Annotated in this window: 19 protein-coding genes and 4 pseudogenes; 12 read left to right on the forward strand and 11 right to left on the reverse strand. The window is 57.3% G+C overall.

The features are described 5' to 3' along the window. The coding region (locus K2184_RS28320; RefSeq protein ID WP_223366940.1) for an EAL domain-containing protein at nt 1-263 on the forward strand (263 nt) is incomplete at its 5' end. A 22-nt stretch (nt 264-285) separates the two neighbouring features. Here K2184_RS28320 and K2184_RS28325 read toward each other — a convergent pair. From K2184_RS28325 to K2184_RS28375, 11 genes and pseudogenes are all read right to left on the reverse strand, one after another. Further along, nucleotides 286-544: pseudogene (locus K2184_RS28325) on the reverse strand (IS66 family transposase); the annotation flags it as partial. A gap of 49 nt (nt 545-593) precedes the next feature. Continuing rightward, nucleotides 594-932, reverse strand: coding sequence for an IS66 family insertion sequence element accessory protein TnpB (gene tnpB / locus K2184_RS28330; RefSeq protein ID WP_029497456.1), 339 nt, complete (start codon nt 930-932; stop codon nt 594-596). Nucleotides 933-985: 53 nt separating this feature from the next. Next, nucleotides 986-1,753, reverse strand: a complete 768-nt coding sequence (gene fecE, locus K2184_RS28335) for a Fe(3+) dicitrate ABC transporter ATP-binding protein FecE (protein ID WP_004152282.1) — start codon at nt 1,751-1,753, stop codon at nt 986-988. Further along, the gene (gene fecD / locus K2184_RS28340; RefSeq protein ID WP_004118246.1) at nt 1,754-2,710 is read right to left on the reverse strand and encodes a Fe(3+) dicitrate ABC transporter permease subunit FecD; all 957 of its coding nucleotides are present in this window, start codon (nt 2,708-2,710) and stop codon (nt 1,754-1,756) included. Then, on the reverse strand, nt 2,707-3,705 hold the full coding sequence (gene fecC / locus K2184_RS28345; RefSeq protein WP_004118243.1) for an iron-dicitrate ABC transporter permease FecC: 999 nt from the start codon (nt 3,703-3,705) through the stop codon (nt 2,707-2,709). The genes fecD and fecC overlap by 4 nt, the downstream gene beginning before the upstream one ends. After that, nucleotides 3,702-4,604: a Fe(3+) dicitrate ABC transporter substrate-binding protein FecB gene (fecB, locus tag K2184_RS28350; protein WP_023157913.1), complete on the reverse strand. Its 903-nt coding sequence runs from the start codon at nt 4,602-4,604 to the stop codon at nt 3,702-3,704. The genes fecC and fecB overlap by 4 nt, the downstream gene beginning before the upstream one ends. 44 nt (nt 4,605-4,648) lie before the next feature. Next, nucleotides 4,649-6,973 carry a TonB-dependent Fe(3+) dicitrate receptor FecA gene (gene fecA / locus K2184_RS28355; RefSeq protein ID WP_032430169.1) on the reverse strand — a complete coding sequence of 775 codons (2,325 nt, stop codon included), beginning with the start codon at nt 6,971-6,973 and terminating at the stop codon, nt 4,649-4,651. A gap of 92 nt (nt 6,974-7,065) precedes the next feature. Continuing rightward, entirely contained in the window at nt 7,066-8,019 is a 954-nt protein-coding gene (gene fecR, locus K2184_RS28360; protein ID WP_004197067.1) for a ferric citrate uptake sigma factor regulator FecR, read from the reverse strand. Continuing rightward, on the reverse strand, nt 8,016-8,537 hold the full coding sequence (gene fecI / locus K2184_RS28365) for an RNA polymerase sigma factor FecI (RefSeq protein ID WP_004197062.1): 522 nt from the start codon (nt 8,535-8,537) through the stop codon (nt 8,016-8,018). Before fecI ends, fecR begins: the two co-directional genes overlap by 4 nt. A 475-nt stretch (nt 8,538-9,012) precedes the next feature. Then, nucleotides 9,013-9,498 (reverse strand): annotated as a pseudogene (locus K2184_RS28370) (Mu transposase domain-containing protein); the annotation flags it as partial. Continuing rightward, nucleotides 9,499-9,711 (reverse strand): hypothetical protein, encoded by a 213-nt coding sequence (locus tag K2184_RS28375; protein WP_162551856.1) that lies wholly within the window; start codon nt 9,709-9,711, stop codon nt 9,499-9,501. Between K2184_RS28375 and K2184_RS28380 the strand changes: the two are divergent. The 11 genes and pseudogenes from K2184_RS28380 to K2184_RS28430 all read left to right on the forward strand — a co-directional run. Further along, nucleotides 9,706-9,807: pseudogene (locus K2184_RS28380) on the forward strand (integrase); the annotation flags it as partial. The gene K2184_RS28375 and the pseudogene K2184_RS28380 overlap by 6 nt on opposite strands. A gap of 284 nt (nt 9,808-10,091) precedes the next feature. Beyond that, complete coding sequence (locus K2184_RS28385) at nt 10,092-11,219, forward strand: transporter substrate-binding protein (protein WP_004118840.1); 1,128 nt, start codon at nt 10,092-10,094, stop codon at nt 11,217-11,219. Further along, a complete protein-coding gene (locus tag K2184_RS28390) occupies nt 11,216-11,809 on the forward strand; it encodes an ANTAR domain-containing response regulator (protein WP_004118229.1) in 594 nt (197 codons plus the stop codon). Before K2184_RS28385 ends, K2184_RS28390 begins: the two co-directional genes overlap by 4 nt. Then, the gene (locus K2184_RS28395; protein WP_004118228.1) at nt 11,806-12,654 is read left to right on the forward strand and encodes an ABC transporter permease; all 849 of its coding nucleotides are present in this window, start codon (nt 11,806-11,808) and stop codon (nt 12,652-12,654) included. Before K2184_RS28390 ends, K2184_RS28395 begins: the two co-directional genes overlap by 4 nt. Continuing rightward, complete coding sequence (locus K2184_RS28400) at nt 12,654-13,574, forward strand: ABC transporter permease (protein ID WP_004118227.1); 921 nt, start codon at nt 12,654-12,656, stop codon at nt 13,572-13,574. Before K2184_RS28395 ends, K2184_RS28400 begins: the two co-directional genes overlap by 1 nt. 12 nt (nt 13,575-13,586) lie before the next feature. Further along, the gene (locus tag K2184_RS28405) at nt 13,587-15,191 is read left to right on the forward strand and encodes an ABC transporter substrate-binding protein (RefSeq protein ID WP_004152278.1); all 1,605 of its coding nucleotides are present in this window, start codon (nt 13,587-13,589) and stop codon (nt 15,189-15,191) included. A 44-nt stretch (nt 15,192-15,235) separates the two neighbouring features. Then, the gene (locus tag K2184_RS28410) at nt 15,236-16,183 is read left to right on the forward strand and encodes an acetamidase/formamidase family protein (protein WP_004118225.1); all 948 of its coding nucleotides are present in this window, start codon (nt 15,236-15,238) and stop codon (nt 16,181-16,183) included. 7 nt (nt 16,184-16,190) lie between these two features. After that, entirely contained in the window at nt 16,191-17,924 is a 1,734-nt protein-coding gene (locus K2184_RS28415; protein WP_004118832.1) for an ABC transporter ATP-binding protein, read from the forward strand. A 238-nt stretch (nt 17,925-18,162) separates the two neighbouring features. Further along, nucleotides 18,163-18,324: a creatininase family protein gene (locus K2184_RS28420; protein WP_023157916.1), complete on the forward strand. Its 162-nt coding sequence runs from the start codon at nt 18,163-18,165 to the stop codon at nt 18,322-18,324. Further along, complete coding sequence (locus tag K2184_RS28425) at nt 18,297-18,473, forward strand: creatininase family protein (RefSeq protein ID WP_227599551.1); 177 nt, start codon at nt 18,297-18,299, stop codon at nt 18,471-18,473. Before K2184_RS28420 ends, K2184_RS28425 begins: the two co-directional genes overlap by 28 nt. A 691-nt stretch (nt 18,474-19,164) precedes the next feature. Further along, nucleotides 19,165-19,606: pseudogene (locus K2184_RS28430) on the forward strand (DUF2913 family protein); the annotation flags it as partial.

Genomic DNA, 19,606 nt, shown 5'->3' on the forward strand with positions numbered 1-19,606 from the left:
ATATTGAATGGCTGACGGTACTGGATTTCGATGAGATAAAAATAGACCGTATTTTTATTGCCAATATTGATGACCCGGTGAAGCGAGCGCTACTTGTTTCTATGGTGAAAGGGTTACGTGGTACTGGCAAACCACTGGTGTTTGAAGGGGTGGAAACGCCAGGACAGTTTGAATTCGCCTGTTCTCTTGGCCCCGGTTACCTAGTTCAGGGCTGGTATACCGGAAAACCCGAAACAATATCTGCGATGAATATTCAGGGTTAAAACGATACGGGGCCCGGCCCGTATCGGCAACCCGACCCGTCAGCGTATCGCTTTCTGTCTGAAGCCGGTTCAGGTCGGCTTCTATCTGCGCGATGCGGCGGGAGATTTATTCAGAACGACTGCCGAAGTTCATCCGGCGAAGCTTATCCAGCTGCGCCTGCAGATGGTCTATTTCGCGCTCCCGGTCGGCCTGCTTTTCCAGCAGGGCGCGGTTCAGCGCTTCCTGTTCGGACAGGCGCTGTTTCAGCAGAAGGATGTCGTCAGGGGGAGGTGTTGTTCATAAGCCCGCATTTTACCAGGCTTATTCAACGACAACCAGAATAAAGAGGCCTACAACATGGTCAGGGACGTAAGCAGTCTTTTAGGCTGCCGCCAGTCGATGCCTTCCAGAAGCATTGCCAGCTGCGCCGGGGTCAGGAACACTTTGCCATCGCGGGCAGAGGGCCAGGCGAAGCGGCCGCGTTCCAGCCGTTTGGTCAGCAGGCACAGTCCGTCGCCGGTGGACCACAGCAGTTTGACCTTACTGCCGCTGCGGCCCCGGAAGATGAAGACATGGCCGGACATCGGGTCATCTTTCAGCATCGTCTGCACCTTTGCGGCGAGACCATTGAAGCCGTTGCGCATGTCGGTGATACCGGCAACCAGCCAGATTTTGGTGCCTGTTGGCAGGTGGTTATCACTTCCTTTATCTGTCCTGTGATGATCCTTATGACTTCGCCAGACTACTTCACCACACACATGGGTCTGCCAGATACCGGTTCGGGATGGATTTCCGCTTCTACGCTGAACACCGTCTTTAGAAGCTCTGGTTTCATCACTGCTTCCGGAGCACCTTGCGCCATCACGCGACCGCTTGCCAGTACCACCAGATGATCGCAATAGCGGCTGGCCTGATTCAGATCGTGGAGTACCGTCACTACGGTTTTCCCCTGCCTTTTGAGTTCAACCATCAGGCGCATCAGTTCAACCTGATGATTGATATCGAGGTAGGTCGTAGGCTCATCAAGAAGAATGAGTGGGGTATCCTGTGCCAGCACCATCGCCAGAAACGCACGCTGGCGCTGGCCGCCGGAAAGCTGGGTTAACCTGCGGTCAGCCAGATTGCGCGTCCGGGTCTGACTCATTGCCACGTTGACCCGCTCGTTGTCTTCCGCGGAGAGTCGCCCCCACAACGACAGCCACGGGCTGCGGCCGTAGGAAACCAGTTCCCGTACAGTGATCCCCTCGGGGGATAAATGGTGTTGCGGCAGTAAAGCCAGGCGGCGAGCCAGCTGGCGGGCGGAAAAACCGGCTATGGGTTTTTCATCAAGCAATATCTCGCCAGAGTCTGGTGTTAACAGGCGAGAAAAACAGTTCAACAGCGTCGATTTCCCGCAACCGTTAGGGCCGAGCAGGGCCGTGATTTTTCCGGCAGGCAGGGCGAGAGAAAGTCCATCCAGCACGGTTTGTGCGCCATAGCTGACGGTCAGATTTTCAGTACGTAATCTCATTTATCGCATTCTCACAAGCAGCCAGACAAACCACGGTGCGCCGATAATGGCGGTCAGCACGCCTGCCGGAAGCTCCAGCGGCGGATGAATGATTCGTGCCAGCAGATCGGCAATGACCAGCAACAACGCGCCCGTCAGGGCCGAAACGGGCATCAGCCAGCGGTGACGCCCGCCGGCGATCCTGCGCACCATGTGCGGCACGACGAGACCAATAAAACTTATCGGGCCACAGACGGCCACGCCGGTTGCTGTCATCGCGACAGCCAGCATCAGCCCCTGGAACCGGGTGCGCTGAACCGACACGCCGAGCGTGGCTGCTCGTGCATCGCCCAGCGCCAGCAGGTCGAGATCGCGACAAAAGCGCAGGCTCAGCGGCAAAAACAGAATGAGCAACGGCACGGCAATCTTCACAAAGTGCCAGTCGCGCCCCCATAAGCTACCCGTCAGCCACAGCAGGGCACTGTTTACATCCTGCGGGTGCAGGAGCATCAGGTAATCCGTCAGGCTCGCCCAGCAGGCGGAAAGCGCCACGCCGGTGAGCGCCAGCTTCATCGGCTGGTGGGTCTTTGCCAGCATCTTCAGCAAGATCAACCCCGCCATACCGCCCGCAAAGGCCAGCAGCGGCAGCACCATCACGGATAGTGATGGCATAAGAAGCAGTGCTCCCACAGAGGCAAGGCTGGCGGCATGGTTAATGCCGAGAATATCCGGTGATGCTAGCGGGTTACGCACAATCCCCTGTACCAGCACGCCCGCCACGGCGAGGGCTGCACCGACAAACAGTGCCAGCAGCAAGCGCGGCAGTCGGTACTCCATCAATACATAATAATGCTCGCGTCCGTCCTGCCAGTCGGTCAGCAGCGCGCGCCACGGCACGGGGATCACCCCCATATGGAGTGATAACAGCGCACAGCCTGCCAGGGCAAGGGTGATGAAAATGACCAGCGCAATTTTCATCCTCGCCTCCTCACCAGCCAGACAAAGCAAGGACTGCCAATCAGCGCCAGCACTGCGCCTGCGGGCAGATCGCCGGGGAAGGCCAGCGCGCGTGCGAGTACATCTGCCATCAGCATCAGCGTGGCCCCCAGCAGCATGCTCACCGGCAGTACGTTGCGCTGATCGAAGCCTGCCCAGAAGCGCGCCAGATGTGGCACCAGCAGGCCGATAAACGCCACCGGACCTGCCACACTGACGCACGCGCCAACCAGAAGCAGCACTAACATATTGATGATCAAACGTAGTCTCGGCAGGTTCACTCCCAGCGTATGGGCGGTACTGTCGCTGACGTTGAGCAGGTTCAGTTGATTCGCCAGCAGCAACACGACAGGGACTGCAGTGACCACCACCGGCAAGAGCTGCCAGACATCCTGCCAGTGGGCGTGGGACACTCCGCCTGCCAGCCAGTAAAAGATGCCGTAAGCATGATCTTCGGCCAGCAGTAGGGTGATGCGGGTCAGGGCCATACAAAAGGCCGACAGCGCGATACCCGCGAGGATCAGTTTGTTTCTGTCCTGGGTATGACGAAACCCGCCTCCTGCGGTCATGACCAGCAGCCAGCTCACGCCGCCCCCGCATGCCGCGATGAACGACAGGGAATAGCCTGCAACCGGCGTCGGACTCAGCGCGCTGGTAAGCGCCATAGCCAGCGCCGCGCCGCTGTTAATGCCGAGCAGTGAAGGAGAGGCCATTGGGTTGTGGGTCAGGGTTTGCAGCAGCGTGCCCGCGAGCGCCAGGCTTGCGCCGATCAGAACGGCGACCAGGCTTCGCGGCAAACGAAGGTTTTGCACCAGCGCTTCTGGTAGCGTTGGCGTGTGTCCAGGCAGCAGGGCGCGGATTGCGTCTGCTCCGGAAACAGGAATGGCCGAGTAGCAAAACAGACTCAGCCAGAAAATAATAATAAGTACTGCAACGGGAAGCCCCCACAGCAGCACCGGGTGTTTTAGCGCGGTCATTTCATATCGGTAAGCGGCTGATGGTGGAAGATTTTTACCGTGTCAGCGGCAATACGCTCTGCGGCAAAAATACCGCGCATCCGCGCCCAGGCGTTACTGTCGACTGAAGCAACCTGCTGCTTCTGCGCGGCGGTTAATATCTGCCAGAGCGGATCTTGTTGCCAGCGTTTAACAATGCTCTCTTCGCGATAGTGGGCAACCAGCAGCCAGGCAGGATTGACCGCCAGCAGTTGCTCCAGGCCGATGGACGGCATGGACGCGCCCGCCATCGCAGCGGGAACGTTCAGCCCCAGAGAAGCCAGCACGCTGCCGGTCCAGGTCTCCTGGGTATGCAGGTTGAATAGCTGTTCGCGTGATGTGCCAAAGGCCACGCGTGTCCCTGTGGGAAGCTGGCTGGCCCACTGCGCCATCTTCTCTTTATGTTGTTCCAGACGCGCCTGCATCTCTCGTTTTTTACCTACCACTTCGCCGATGATAGCCGCTGAGTGCAAATTTTCAGCGTAGGTTTCGTTGCGGGACTTAAGCAGCAGTACCGGCGCGATTTGCTGCAAGGCGGTGTAAATCCCCGCATGGCGACTGCTGTCGGCAATGATCAGGTCTGGTTTCAGGGCAGCAATGGCTTCCAGGCTCGGCTGCGCGCGCGTTCCGACGGACTGCCACGGTTTCAGGTGCGCACGCACTTCGGGCAGGATGCGTTTTGCATCGTTATCGTCGGCAATACCGATCGGGCTGACGTCCACGGCGGCCAGCGCATCGGCGAACGAGAGTTCCAGCACCACAATCCGTTGTGGCGTTTTATCGAGTGTAAACGTGCCGTGTTCGTCCTGAACCGTGGCGGCAAAGGCGTGGCCGATCACCAGCAGCAGGCCTGCAAAAAGAAAACGGATAAATGCCAACATAGTCACATTCCAGCTAAAAGCCCGGCAAGCCGGGCGTTAACACATCAGAACTTCAACGACCCCTGCATATACAGCGTGCGCGGCTGGCCTGCGTAGATGCCTTTGTTGTTGTCGTCATAAGAGCGGATGAAGTAGTCCTGGTCGAAGATGTTTTTCACACCGAACGCCAGGTTCAGATCTGCCATCTGCGGGCCAAAGTCATACGCCACGCGTGCGCCCCAGAGCATGAAGCCGGGAATGCGGCCGGTACTGCCGTCGGCGCTCTCTTTCACCGTATTGGCGTTATCCGCAAACTGGCTGGACTGGAAATCGCTGTTCAGATTGAACGTCCAGTTGCCCGGCTTGTAGTCCACGCCCAGCGTGCCTTTATGTTTCGGGGAGAATGTCACCTGATTGCCATAGGTGTCACCTTTCTCGCGGATTTCCGCGTTCACATACGCATAGCTGGCGTAGACGGAAACGTTATCAAGCGTTGGCGTTAGCGTACCCAGGTCGTAACGTGCCTGCGTTTCCAGCCCGGTATGGCGCGTTTTGCCACGTGCAGTGACGGTGTCGTTGGTCTGGTTGGAGTCGTACTGATTGTTAAAGTTAATTAGGAACAGCCCCATTTCCGCCGTCAGCGCGCCGTCGTCGTAGCGGGTACCGAGTTCCCAGGTTCGCGCTTTTTCCGGTTCCACATTGCCGCTTTGCACAGCCTTGCCAATCTGGCTGTACTGTACGGTGCCGAACGAGCCTTCAGTGTTTGCATAAAGATTCCAGCTATCAGTCAGGTGATAGAGCACGTTCAACGCCGGAAGCGGTGCGTTATAGCTCACCTCTTCGTGCGTGCCTTTGATGGCGTTGTTCTGGTATGACTCGATATGTTCGAAACGCATACCCGGCGTGATGGTCCAGTTGCCGATGTCGATTTTGTCATCCAGATACCAGGCGTGCGCCTCGGTGCCGGAACGCGTGTCGCGGTCGTAAGGGCTTGAGCCGGACGGCAACTGCCCGCTGCTGGTGGCGGTGTAGTAACGCATTTCATGCGTTGATTCATTCACATAGCGATAGCCCACGCCCACTTCGTGCGCGTAAGGGCCGATCATAAAGCTCTGGCTGTAGCGTGGCTCAATACCGCGCACCCAGTAGTTACGCGGCGAGAGGGTGATGCGTTTGCCTTGCTCCAGGTAGCCGCTGCGCAGGGTTTGGGTGTAGAACCCCAGAATGTTGAATTTATGCTGGCTGTCCGGCTGGAACTGGTAGCCCAGGCTCGCCAGCTTGCGACGGCCCCAGAAGCGGTCATACGGGCGGGTGGATTTCCAGCGATCGGCGTCGTAATCCGCGCGGGACAGGCCGCCGGGCATGTCGGCTTCACCATCGTAATATTGCAGCAGGCTGTTGAAGGTGTGCACCTCATTCGGCGCATATTTGCTTTTCAGCATCAGGTCGTCGATGCGGGTGGCGCTGTGCTCGCGCCAGTCACTGCCGCGCGTGCCGGAGTAGAGCAGCGCGGTGCCAAAACCGTTGTCCGCTGTGCCGCCCACCATCAGGTTGTGCGTCTCTTTCGGGTTGTTTTGTGAAGAGGTTGGGCTGAGCTGACCTTCCACCCCCGCCTCGATACCAAAGTCCTGCGGAATGGCGCGGGTAACAAAGTTCACCACGCCGCCCACGCTCTGCGGTCCGTAACGCACCGCACCACCACCGCGCACCACGTCAATGGCATCCATGTTGCCGAGCGAAACGGGAGCCAGTGAAAGCTGCGGCTGACCGTAAGGGGCAAAGGGGACGGGGATGCCGTCCATCAGGACGGTCGAGCGGCTGGCGAGGCGTGGGTTCAGGCCCCGGATGCCAAAGTTCATCGCCAGGTCGTGGCTGCCGGTGCCGTTGTTTTCCGGCGCGCTGACGCCAGGGATGCGGTTAAGCACCTCACGCATGGTGGTTGCGCCGGTTTTGGCGAAATCCTCACGGCGGATCACGTCACGCGCGCCAGCATGTTCAAATACGTCGTTTTCACGCGCATCGCCCAGCCAGTCGCCGACCACGGTCAGGGCATCTTCTTTTGGCGCGGGCGCGGGCTCCAGCGTCCAGCTGTTATTTCCCAGCGGTTTTACCTGCAGTCCGCTGCCGTCCAGCAGCTGTTGCAGGCCGCTCTCGACGTCGTAATCTCCGTGCAGGCCGTTGCTCTGCTTGCCGCGCGTCAGGCTGGCGTCAACCGAGAGGGTAATTCCGCTGTGTGCGGCATACTGATTGAGCGCTTTGTCGAGCGATCCCGGTGCGATATCAACCTGTGCAGCAAAAGCGGAAAACGAGAGACCGGCCAGCGGCAGCAGGCTCAGGCGAATGGCGTTAACCAAAGGTGTTGTTTTACGAAAAACGCGTAACGGCGTCATACCTTCTCCATCATCATTCATCATTTTTGTTGTGTTCAGCTATGAGTCGAACGAGAAGGTAAAAAGGACAATCGAAATGAGAATTATTTTTCTTACAGCGGTGAAATGTTTATCCAGTACCGCGTAATAGACTGAATTTTAACGGGAAGCGTTTGAGCGATAACGTTCAGGATCGCATCGGTATTTTTCAGCGGGAACGTCCCGCTCAGGCGCAGCCCGGCAACGGCGGGATCGCAGCGCAGCACGCCGTTGCGGTAACGGCTTAGCGTGGCTATCACCTCACCCAGCGGTTTATCGCTGAAGCTCAGGATGCCCTTCGTCCAGCTTGTACTCTCGTCATCCAGCGGTTTCACTGCGCCAAACTCAGAGGCGCTGAACTGCAGGCTTTCACCAGCGTTCACGATGCGTTTTTGCGCGGGGGCACTGGCGAGAAGCACTTCCACGGCGTGCTGCTGCACGTCAAGCTGCGTGAAATTATCCTGCTGGCGGACGGTAAATTCTGTCCCTAAAGCGGTGAGTTGGCCCTGACGGGTCAGGACGCGGAAGGAGCGTTGCTGCGCATCTTTCGCGGTAGTAATGGCGATTTCACCGTACCAGAGCCGGACGGTGCGCTGATGCGCATCAAAACGCACATCCGCCGCGCTTTGGGTATTCAGCGTGAGCAGGGAGCCATCTTCCAGTTGCTGACGGCTGACTGCGCCTTTGGGGGTGCGGTAATCTGCCCGCAGACCTTCGCCGGTTTCCGACTGCCAGAGTTGCCAGCCTCCGCCAGCGCCGAGCAACAGCAGTAATCCTTTCATCACGTGACGGCGGGTGAGGCGGGTATCGTGCAGCGCCCGGCTGGCAACGTCGCCAGGCACACCGCCAAGCTGGTTGCGCAGGTTTTCAACCTGCTGCCAGGCCCACTGGTTATCCTGATCCTGTTCATACCACTGTTGCCAGCGCGCTTCCTGTTGTGGGCTGACGCGCTCGCCGCTTAGCACGGCATACCAGTGGGAAGCTGAACGCAGCGCCTGACGGCGGGAATCGGTTAACGAAGGATTCATAACCCATGCTCCAGACGAAACAGCAGGCAGTGCTCGACGGCTTTCGCCACGTATTTTTTCACGGAGCTGACGGAAACACCGAGTTTGTGCGCAATCTCGCTGTATGTCAGGCCATCCAGTTGCGAAAGCAGAAACGCTTCACGTGTTTTTCCGTTTAGCCCGTCCAGCATGCTGTCGACGAGTTGTAGGGTCTCGAGCTGGCTTTCGCGTTCCTCAGGTGAAGGCGCTCCCCCCTCCGGCATAAGCGCCAGCATCTCCAGATACGCTTTTTCCAGCGCGTTTCGGCGAAACAGGTCCACCATCACGCGTTTGGCGATAGTGCACAGGAAAGAGCGAGGATCGCGGATCGTCGAGAGCGTTTCGCTGCTCATTACCCGCAAAAAAGTGTCCTGGGCAATGTCATCTGCATCAAAGGCAGACTGGAGTTTGCGCGTCAGCCAACTTTTCAACCAGCCGTGATGGGTGCCATAAAGCGACTCGAACGTTAAGGAAGCTGTGGTAGTGGCACGGTCAGACATGCGGAGTGCATCAAAAGTTAATTATCACGTAGCCATATTAATATGAGAATGGTTATCATTACAATTGGACTTAAAATTGTTTCCAATAAACATTTTTAACATGTTGTTTTTCTAAGTGTTATAAGGTAGGTATAAAATGGGATGGATCCTCTGCTTCTGGCATCTGTCGGTCAGAATGACATCATGATGTGGTCTGCTATTATTGACATCCTCCCCGCCCTTTAGGGCGGGGAGGATGTCAACTATGAGTGTTGCCTGAAATGTCGCCAGCCCCCGGTACAGCAGAAGTATCTCGGGCTTTCTGCGTTTGCTCCTGGTGGGTATGGCCCCCGCAAGCGGGGGTTATTGCTAACTGTCGTTTCAACAAAAAGTAACTTTTTTCACTTTGCCCCTCAGTACAAATTAGGGGCTTGCCGCGGATGTACCATGCCTGAATATCTTCGAGTGATGATTTGGTGCGGCTTTGTTGAATAAATCAGATTTCGGGTTCCACCTGACTGACCTGCTGCCAGAGCGGGGCGTGATGCTCCGGCACGGTCTGCCAGCCGGATGCAGCCGAACAGAGACGGTGCGATGCCATCTGCTGCTCATTACTGTAGATCCGCAGTTCATCATCCAGCGAAATCCGTATTGATACCGGCTGGCCACACAGGCTTTCCGGCACGCTGTAACGGTTTCCGCCAACCTCGATATAGCCATCCCAGGAGACATGACGGATATCGAAGTAGCTGGTATCGAAGTCCGTATCCGGCAACGGCTGCAGATGCTCCTGTTCCTGCGTGAAGCGCTGTTCCGGTGTCTGCCTGAACTGGCGAAGTTCCCGCCTGTCGGCAACGTCAGCCATCCACTGCTCCAGTAGCTGATTAACCTGGGCGAAGCTGTCGAACCGGCGGTACCGGACGAAGAAGTTCTCCTTGAGGTATTTCACCATCCGCTCCACCTTACCTTTGGTTCTGGCCCTTTATGCTGACTCATTATTTCTGGCCATAAAGGTTCTGGCAGTGCCATCTTTCGGGTCAACAAAGGTAATATCTTCAGGAGCACGACGAGGGCTGGCCAATGACAGAAATATTACGGGTTCTTCAAGAAGGGTTGGTAATGCATGGACAACATTACGCTCGAAAAAAAGCACGTGGCCGGGGGCAAATTCGGCTTCGTCACGAGGATCTTCCATCCAGAGCGTCCCCATGAATCCCTGAATAACCTGACGCCGGAGGATCACCTGCTGATGGCTGAAAAACCGGAACTCTCAAAAAGTGCGTGGAACTAAAACAGGTGTGCATTACTCCACCTCATGTTGAAGAGACCAGACTGCATCAGAAAATTGCACCATAACTGAGCAAGCCGCATCCCATTGGTGCAAAAGTGTCTCCAAAAATAAATAATCCATTGATTTAACTGTGCTTTAAAAATGGCATGAATTTTTCATGTCGGGTATATGCAAGCAGGGGCAACCCTTAAGCCTTGAATCCATTAAATATCGACAGGTAATGAAGCCTGATTGTCCTAATAAGGACAATCAGGCTTTTTTATTAATGCAGAGAGCAAACATACGTGCAAACTATTGATATTGGAATTTTGCTTTCCACAGAAGGTACCTACAGCCACCTGGCGAACAGCACACTGCTTGGTGCGCGCCATGCCTTAGAGGAAATCAATGCCGATCCTGCTTATCCTTTTCAGCTGCGGGCCCGACATATCAACCCTGCGGGTGAACTCGCAGCCTACAGTGAAGCGGTGAGCACCTTTATCGCTCACGGCATCCGCCATATCTTCGGAACCATTACCTCTGCCAGTCGGAAGGAGATTATCCCGGACCTGGAGCAGCATAACCTGCTGCTGTGGTATGGCTGTCCTTACGAGGGGTTCGAGAGCTGCGAGCAGGTCGTATATCTGGGCGGTTGTCCGAACCAGACTCTGCTGCCACTCCTGCGGCTGGCGCTGGATATGTTCGGAAATCGCTCCTGGCTGATCGGCTCTAACTACGTCTGGGGCTGGGAAAGCAATCGTATCGCCCGTGAGGTAGTGGAAGGTTCCGGCGGTACGGTGGTGGGCGAAAAATATCTGCACCTGAGAAACAGCAACGTGACCGAGTTGATTGAGGCGATTCTCAGCACAGAGGTAGATTTTGTACTCAATAACCTGGTAGGCGAAACCTCTTATGCGTTTCTGCGCGCACTGGACGAGGCCTGTCTTCGCGATCGGCGGACGTTAGCGGTGCTCAGCTGTAATTTTACCGAAGCCGAAGTCGCCGAAGTCGCGCCACTAAGGGCGGTACGTTTGCTTTCCTGCGGACCGTTTTTTGAGAGCGTCGATCTCGATTTTTGCGCGCGGCAGCACCTGCAACATGGCGCACAGCGCATCTCCCACTACTATATCGGCGGCTGGCGGGCAGTAAGGTTGTTTGCCAATAGCCTGCGCGAGGCCGGAAACAGCGAGCCGGGTGCGGTGCTGGCGGCACTGCATCGTCAGCACGACGTTGATTCTCCGGGCGCTCGCTCAGTAATGGCTCGAAACAACCACGCCTGTTTGCCCTGCTACATCGCTGAGTTGCAACAAACTTGCTTTCAGATACTGCATCGCGAACCGCTGCCGGTTATGCCCGATCCCTATCTCTCCGCGACCGAGCTACGTGAAAGCCGAACGGTTGCAGCCAGACCTGCTCTGAGGATTGTTAAATGAAAACGCTGCTGTCCCCGGATTTAGATGCTCAGCCGCTCCTGCTGGTAGACTGTGAAGCAAGGAGTCGCGAAGCGCTGGAAAAAAACCTGACGCGGATGGGTATCCGCTGGCATCACCTGACCGGAGATGAGGCTTTACCTCCTCTCACCCCCTGTGCAGTACTGGTGGAACTGGAGGCATTCGCCAGCCCGCTAACCCTGAGCCAGATCAATCTGGCCGGAATACCGGTGATCGCGCTGACCTCACATGAGGGACTTTACCAGGTACAGCGCGCGCTGGAGTTAGGGGCAACAGCGCTCCTTACCAAGCCTATTACACAGCGAGCCATCTATACCACCCTGATGATGGCAGTGGGGCTGCGTCAGCAGTTGCATGACATTCAACAGCAACAGATGCTACTGCGCCAGCGTCTGGCAGCAATGCCGCAGATTACCCAAGCTCTGGCGGCCCAGATGCAAGCGGAAAGTATTGATGAACAACAGGCATGGGTTCGCCTGCGCTCGGAATCAATGTGTACGAACCAGTCGGTGGCACAGGTGGCGCAGAAGTGGCTGCTACGAATGTCGTCCGGCAAGCGGGGAGCACAATGAATAGAGTCGGATATTTTCTGCGCCGGCCAGCCCTGCTGCTCTCGCTGCTGTTTATTCTCCTGGTGGTGATGAGCGCGCTGTTTGCCCCCTGGCTCACCCCCTTCGATCCCGATGAACAGTTTGTCGAGGGACTGAGCCTGGAAGGCGCACCGCTTTCTCCCAACAGCACTTACTGGCTGGGAACCGATCTGCTGGGACGCGATCTCTTCTCGCGTTTAATTTACGGAGCTCGTACTTCGTTACTCATCGGTGTTGTCGCCAACGGCACTGCAGTACTGATCGGCGTCCTGGTAGGGCTTAGCGCAGGTTATCTGCAGGGGCGTATCGGAGGGCTGCTGATGCGCTTTACCGATCTGATGATGGCGTTTCCCGCACTGCTGCTGGCGATTGCCCTGGCGGCGATTTTCCAGCCAAGTGTCTGGATCGTGTCCCTGGTGATCGCCATGGTGAACTGGGTGCAGATCGCCAGGGTTATCTACGCCGAAACTAGCGCGCTTAGCGCCCGCGACTTTATCGCCGTGGAACGCACCCTGGGGGCCGGAACGTTGCGTATTCTCGGCGTGCATTTAATTCCACATCTGGCGCCAACGGTGCTGGTCTGGGCCACACTAGGCATCTCCACCACAGTCCTGCTGGAAGCTACTCTATCGTTCCTCGGGGTGGGGGTACAGCCGCCAACGCCGAGTTGGGGCAACATCATCTTTGAAAGCCAGAGCTATTTTACTTCGGCTCCCTGGCTGGTGTTCTTTCCCGGCGCGGCGATTGTGCTGCTGTCGCTCTCTTTCAATATCGCTGGTGACGCCCTGCGCGACGCCCTCGATCCCGGCTTAAAAGGACGAAACTAATGCTATTTCTGGGAAAACGTCTGTTGCATGCCGGGCTGATCCTGCTTGGCGTTACGTTGATCTGCTATTTGCTGCTGTTTATGTTGCCCGCCGATCCAGCGCGCCAAATCGCCGGGCGCAGTGCCACGCCGGAAGTAGTCGAAAACATCCGCCATCAGTTGGGGTTGGATCTTCCGTTTTATCAGCAATATTGGCGTTATCTGCAGGGGCTGCTGCACGGCGATCTGGGACGCTCGTTTATTCAGCGCAGCGAAGTGAGTGAACTGGTTTCCGCCCGTATCGGGCCGTCACTGCAGCTGATGGCGGCGGGTATTCTCTGCGAGTTGGTACTGGGGATCGCACTCGGCACCCTGGCGGCGTTAAAACGCGGCGGGCTGGCGGACCGGCTTCTGATGGCGCTCTCCTTTATCGGTGTTTCGGCGCCGCAGTTCATCGCCGCGATGCTTTTTCTCTATCTTTTCGCCGTGGTACTCAACTGGTTCCCGATGGGAGGCTATGGCGGCTTCAGCCATCTGGCGCTACCGGCGCTAACCCTCGGCCTGCTCGGCAGCGGCTGGTATTCACGCATGTTGCGCTCGTCGATGATTGAGGTGCTGCATCAGGATTTTATCCGTACCGCGCGGGCCAAAGGGCTGGGCCGAACCCGCGTACTGCTGCGTCACGTGCTGCCGAATGCCGTGCTGCCGCTAATTCCGATGATAGGCATTGATATCGGCATTTTTATGGGCGGACTGGTGGTAGTCGAATCGGTCTTTGGCTGGCCGGGTATCGGTCAGCTGGCCTGGCAGGCGATTCAACAGGTGGATATCCCGGTGATTGTCGGGGTAACCACCGTGTCAGCGGTTGCCATTGTTGGCGGCAACCTTATTGCGGATCTGGTGCTGCCGTGGGTCGATCCGCGCATTGATGTCAAAAAGTAGCAGGGGAAGATGATGAAAAATGCGTTATTGACAATGGCGGTGGCCGCGGCCTGTTTCTCTTATGGCGCGCAGGCTGACGAGAAGACCGGCGGCGATATCGTGGTGACCTACCAGAACGACGTGGCGACCCTCGATCCGGCCATTGGCTATGACTGGCAAAACTGGTCGATGATCAAAAGCCTGTTCGACGGCCTGATGGACTATCGTCCCGGCACCACCGAGTTGGTGAACGACCTGGCGGAGAGCTACGCCATTTCCGAGGACGGCAAGGTCTACACCTTTGTGCTACGCAAAGGGGTGAAATTCCACAACGGCCGCGAGGTCACGGCGGCGGACGTGAAATATTCTCTGGAACGCACAGTCAACCCGAAAACCCAAAGTCCGGGCGCCGGGTTCTTCAGTCCCATCGCGGGCTATGACGAGGAGGCTAGCGGTAAAAGCACGACCCTGAGCGGTATCGAGGTCGTCGACGATCATACGGTAAAAATCACTCTGAAAGAGCCCAACGCCACCTTCCTGCATGTGCTGGCGCTGAACTTTGCCTCGGTGGTTCCCCGTGAGGAGGTGGAGAAATGGGGTGCCGACTTCGGCAAGCATCCGGTCGGCAGCGGCGCGTTTGAGCTCCAGGAGTGGAAGCTGGGCCAGGAGCTGATCTTCCGCAAAAACCCGAACTACTTTAAAGCCGGCGTGCCGCGGCTGGATCACATAAAGTTCGAAATGGGACAGGATCCCTCGGTCGCTCTGCTGCGGCTGGAAAAAGGCGAAGTGGATATTGCCGGCGACGGCGTACCGCCCGCACAGTTTCTGTCGTTTAAAAACAACCCGGCCTATAAGGGCCTGATGGTCACCGGCGACCAGTTGCAGACCGGCTACGTGACGATGAAAACCACGCTGCCGCCTTTCGATAATCTCAAAGTCCGCCAGGCGGTGAACATGGCGGTCAACAAAGATCGCATCGTGCGCATCATTAATGGACGCGCGGCGCCGGCCAACCAGCCACTGCCACCCGCCATGCCCGGTTATGACAAGGCATATCAGGGTTTCAGCTACGACCCGGCAAAAGCGAAGCAACTGCTCAGCGAAGCGGGTTTCCCCAACGGTTTTGCTACCGAACTGTACGTGATGAATACCGATCCGCAGCCGCGTATCGCTCAGTCTATCCAGCAGGATCTGGCCAAAGTGGGCATCCACGCCAGCATCAAATCCCTGGCGCAGGCGAATGTGATTGCGGCGGGCGGCTCCGCCAGCCAAGCGCCGATGGTCTGGTCCGGCGGCATGGCGTGGATCGCCGATTTCCCGGATCCCTCCAACTTCTATGGCCCGATCCTCGGCTGCGCCGGGGCGGTAGAGGGCGGCTGGAACTGGGCGCGCTACTGCAACAAAGCGCTGGACGCGCAGGCGGCCGCGGCGGACAGCATGGTGAAACCCGACCAGCAGGACGCGCGCATTGAAGCCTGGCGCAAAATCTTCATCACTGCAATGGATGACGCGCCCTGGGTGCCGGTATTCAACGAGAAGCGCTACACCGTACATTCCGCACGCATGGGGGGCGAGGACGCGCTGTATGTCGATCCAGTGCATGTACCAGTCAACTACGACTATATCGGACTGAAATAATTTGATGGCGCCGGGACGGCGCCGCTGCTTAAAGGAGAGTCAGGATGTGCCAAAATTGTCTGGTGAAGACCATTCATCATGCTCAACATCATTTCGGCTGGGATAACAGCCTGAGCCCGGTCCTGCACGTAGCTTCCGGCAGCCAACTGGAGTTTCACTGCCTGGATGCGGCTAACGGCTGGTTCAACGCCGGTTCTACCGCAGCGGATATCCCAACGCTGCCGTTTGATAAGCTCAACCCGGTCAGTGGCCCGGTCTATGTGGAAGGCGCTCAGCCGGGCGATGCGCTAAAGGTGACGCTGGAATCCTTTCGTCCCAGCGGCTTTGGCTGGACTGCGAATATCCCGGGCTTCGGCCTGCTGGCCGATCAGTTTTCTGATCCGGCGCTGACGCTGTGGCAATATGACCGCCAGGGCTTAACCCCCTGCGCCTTTGGCCGATATGGCCGCGTACCGCTGAAACCCTTCGCCGGTACCCTCGGCGTCGCTCCCGCTGCCGCGGGCCATCATTCGGTGGTGCCGCCGCGCCGCGTGGGCGGCAATCTGGATATTCGCGATCTGGCCGCTGGCTGCACATTATGGCTACCGGTGGAAGTAGAAGGCGCGTTGTTTTCTATTGGTGACACCCACGCCGCGCAGGGCGATGGTGAAGTCTGCGGCACGGCGATTGAAAGCGCGATGGACGTGGTGGTGAAGCTGGAAGTGGTTAAAGATATGCCGCTGAAAACGCCGCGTTTCGCCACCCCTGGCCCAGTGACCCAACATCTGGATCGGCACGGCTACAGCGCCTTCACCGGCATTGGCCCTGACCTGATGACCGCCGCCCGCGACGCGGTAAGCTATACCATCGATGCGCTGTGCCGCGAACAAGGGATGTCGGCGGAAGAGGCCTATATGCTCTGCTCCGTGTGCGGCGATCTGCGCATCAGCGAAATCGTCGATCGGCCTAACTGGGTGGTGTCGTTCTATTTTCCCAACAGCGTGTTTAATTAGGAGCGTTATGTCAGCAGTCCTATTTCCGGCGCCGCTGCTCTCGGTCGAGCGCCTGTCGATCCAGTTTGGTACACAGCGGGTGGTGGATGACGTCAGCTTTGCGCTCTGGCCGGGAAAAACTCTGTGCATTGCCGGCGAGTCGGGCAGCGGTAAATCGCTGACTTCGCTGGCGATCATGGGTTTGCTTCCGGAGGAGGCACAGATTCCAGGCGGCGCGATTATTTTTGATAACCAGGATTTGCTCAGCCTGCCGGAGCGGCAAATGCAGTTGCTGCGCGGCAAGTCGGTTGCCATGATTTTTCAGGAACCGATGACCTCGCTCAATCCGCTGATGACGGTGGGCCAGCAGCTGGAAGAGACGCTGCAACGCCACGAAGTGCTGGGCCGCCGTGAACGGCGCAGCCGGGTCAGCACGATGCTGGACGCGGTCAAAATCAGTCATGTGGAGAAGCGCCTGCAACAGTATCCGCACGAGCTTTCCGGCGGTATGCGCCAGCGGGTGATGATCGCCATGGCAATGCTGTGCCAGCCACAGGTGCTGATTGCCGATGAGCCGACCACGGCCCTCGACGTCACTATTCAGGCGCAGATCCTCGAGTTGATGCGCGAACTGCAGCAGGCGTTTTCCACCAGCCTGCTGTTGATCACCCACGATATGGGAGTGGTGGCAGAAATGGCCGATGATGTGCTGGTTATGAGTCACGGCAAAATCATGGAGCAGGCTCCGGCAAAAACGCTGTTTACCTCGCCGCAGGCGGCTTATACCCGCCAGCTGTTGCAGGCGGTACCGGTGCTGGGCCAGGCGCCCGCGCTGGCGCCGGTCGAGGCGACGCGACCGTTGCTCAGCGTCCGCGACCTCAGCGTGCGCTTTCCGGTGCGCGGCGACGGCCTGCGCGTGCGTCGCGAAGTCCATGCCGTCGATGGCGTCAGCTTCGATCTTTTCCCCGGCGAGACGTTGGGCATCGTCGGTGAAAGCGGCTGCGGTAAATCGACGACGGCAAAAGCTCTGATGAATATGGTGCCATTTAGCGGCAGCGCGCAGCTTAACGGACAGGAGCTGCACGGCCTGAAGGACGAGGCGTTAAGAGCGGTACGCCGCGATTTGCAGATGGTGTTTCAGGATCCCTGGGCGGCGCTCAATCCGCGCAAAACTATTTTCGACCTGGTTGGGGAGCCGCTGCTGATTCATGAGCAGATGCCCGCAGTACAGCGCACGGAGCGGGTGGCGCAGCTATTGCAGCAGGTCGGCCTGCCAGCGGAAGCGATGCGGCGTTATCCGCACCAGTTTTCCGGCGGCCAGCGCCAGCGCATTTGCATTGCCCGCGCGCTGGCGCTGAACCCGAAAGTGATCATCGCCGATGAATCGGTTTCCGCGCTGGATGTTTCAGTACAGGCGCAGGTGCTGACGCTGCTGGAAGATTTGCGTCAGCGCTATCGGCTCAGCTATCTGTTTATTTCCCATGATATGGCGGTGGTGGAGCGCATCTGCCACCGGGTAGCGGTGATGTTTGGCGGCCAGCTCGTGGAGATCGGCCCACGAGATCGAGTGTTGCACCATCCGCAGCATCCTTATACTCAGCACTTGCTCAGCGCCGTTCCTATACCTGACGTTCAGCAAAGACGGCAACCCCGAGCCACCAGCGCAATGCCGATAAGACCAGAACCGATCAAACCCATCGGCTATCAGAGAGTACCGCAGCGCTTTACCGATTTTGGCGACGGGCACCTCGTCGCCTGCTGAACAAAAAAGCATTCAAACCGGCGGATTTCCGCCGGTGGCGACACTGTTGCTACACAACCCGACGAGAGGCCATTAAACTGGAAAAGTTAGCACATAGCAGGACATAGAGCCGGTCTAAAATGCCCTAAATGCAACGTACCGTATCTTTTATTGTTAGACAAAACCGGAGGTAAACATGCTTAAACCGTCTTCTCCCTAGTGGTGTGATCTCACCACGCGGGAATTCAGTAAACTGGATATGGCGAATATCGTCGCAGTACTACCTATTTGCGCCGTAGAACAACACGGACCTCATCTGCTGGTTCGGGTGTTTGCTGCCATTAATGCCAGCATTATTGAGCGAGCTGCAGAATTACTGCCTGCCAATTTACCATGCTGGTGTTGGCCACTTTGCCTGTAGGTAAATCTGACGAACACCTAGCTTACCCTGACACACTTTCGTTGCCATATGATGTTCTGGGGAAAGTGTGTTTTGAAATGGCTAAAAGCGCCTGGCGCACAGGTATTCGCAAGATCGTTTTCTGGAATTCACAAGGCGGCCAGCCCTAATTGATGGAAATGGTTTGTCGCCAGCTGCGCATTGAATTGGAGATGTTTGCCGTCGGTGCCAGCTGCTTCCGCCCCAAGACCTCCGAGGTGTAAGGCGCGTTGAATATCGGGAAGAACCGGCCCGAGGCTCGTAATGGGGGCGCGCAGATTCGCGCCAATCAGCACAATGCTGACGTACAAGCCCCAGCGGGAAGTTGTCCTGGTGGGGTTGGAGGGGGAAAGCGCAGAAGACACGGCAACCTCATAACATCAACGAGCCACAAGTGACGTAGCCCTAGTGATGCGTTGGTTGACGTTAACGCTTACGCGAGATTCGGAAGATAGGAGACGGATCCGTATATCACCACATCCCTTAAAACCCGGCGATCAAACCAGCGCCGGACCGGAGTGTCCTTGACTACACCTCGCCCGAAAGGGCGAGATAGCGGGGTAGAGCTAACCAGGACAGGGGGCAAACGGGCAGAATTTATAGTCCGGTAACCGGCTACGTCGGGCTTTCGGCGCCATTTGACTCCACAGACGCATGTAACCTCATCTGGCGCCTCCATGCCGCAAAGCGGCATTCAGAAGACTGGCTGCGCACTGCTCGCCAGTCCGGACCTGATGTTCAGTTCAGGGGCTACGGTTCCGGATGAAACCCGCTTCCGGTTAAGATATATTCAGCTCCCAAAACAAAGGAAAAAACTCCCCAGTGAATCTGACAGAAAAATCAGCACATTTGGCGTGGTGCGCCTTGGTGGCGCTGGCGTTAGCCAGGCAAAACGGTGACGTTGTGTCACCGGTACAGGAAAATCTCTTTCTCACCCGCTGGCTGGCGACAGCACTGAAGCAACGTCGTTTTTCGCGTGACGTGGCCCCTGACATCGAGTGGCTTCTGAAACAGGGCCGACAGCTGGGCGTCAATGCTAAACTGGCCCGTAAGCTGAACTACCTCTGGCGTTCCAGCTCCGGGGAGTTGTCTGCGCAGAATGACCTGTTCCGGTTGACCCATGCTCTGGAAACGGCGAAAGATATGTGCTGGAACTACCGACTATGCAGTTACCCTGAATGACAGCATAAACGGCATTTATCTTTCACGCTCCAGTCTCGATGCTGCTTTTGATGACGATGGTCGACAGATTAATCCTTTGATA

Source organism: Klebsiella sp. K5-306, from assembly GCF_051835185.1.
In the GTDB taxonomy this organism is placed as follows: domain Bacteria; phylum Pseudomonadota; class Gammaproteobacteria; order Enterobacterales; family Enterobacteriaceae; genus Klebsiella; species Klebsiella oxytoca.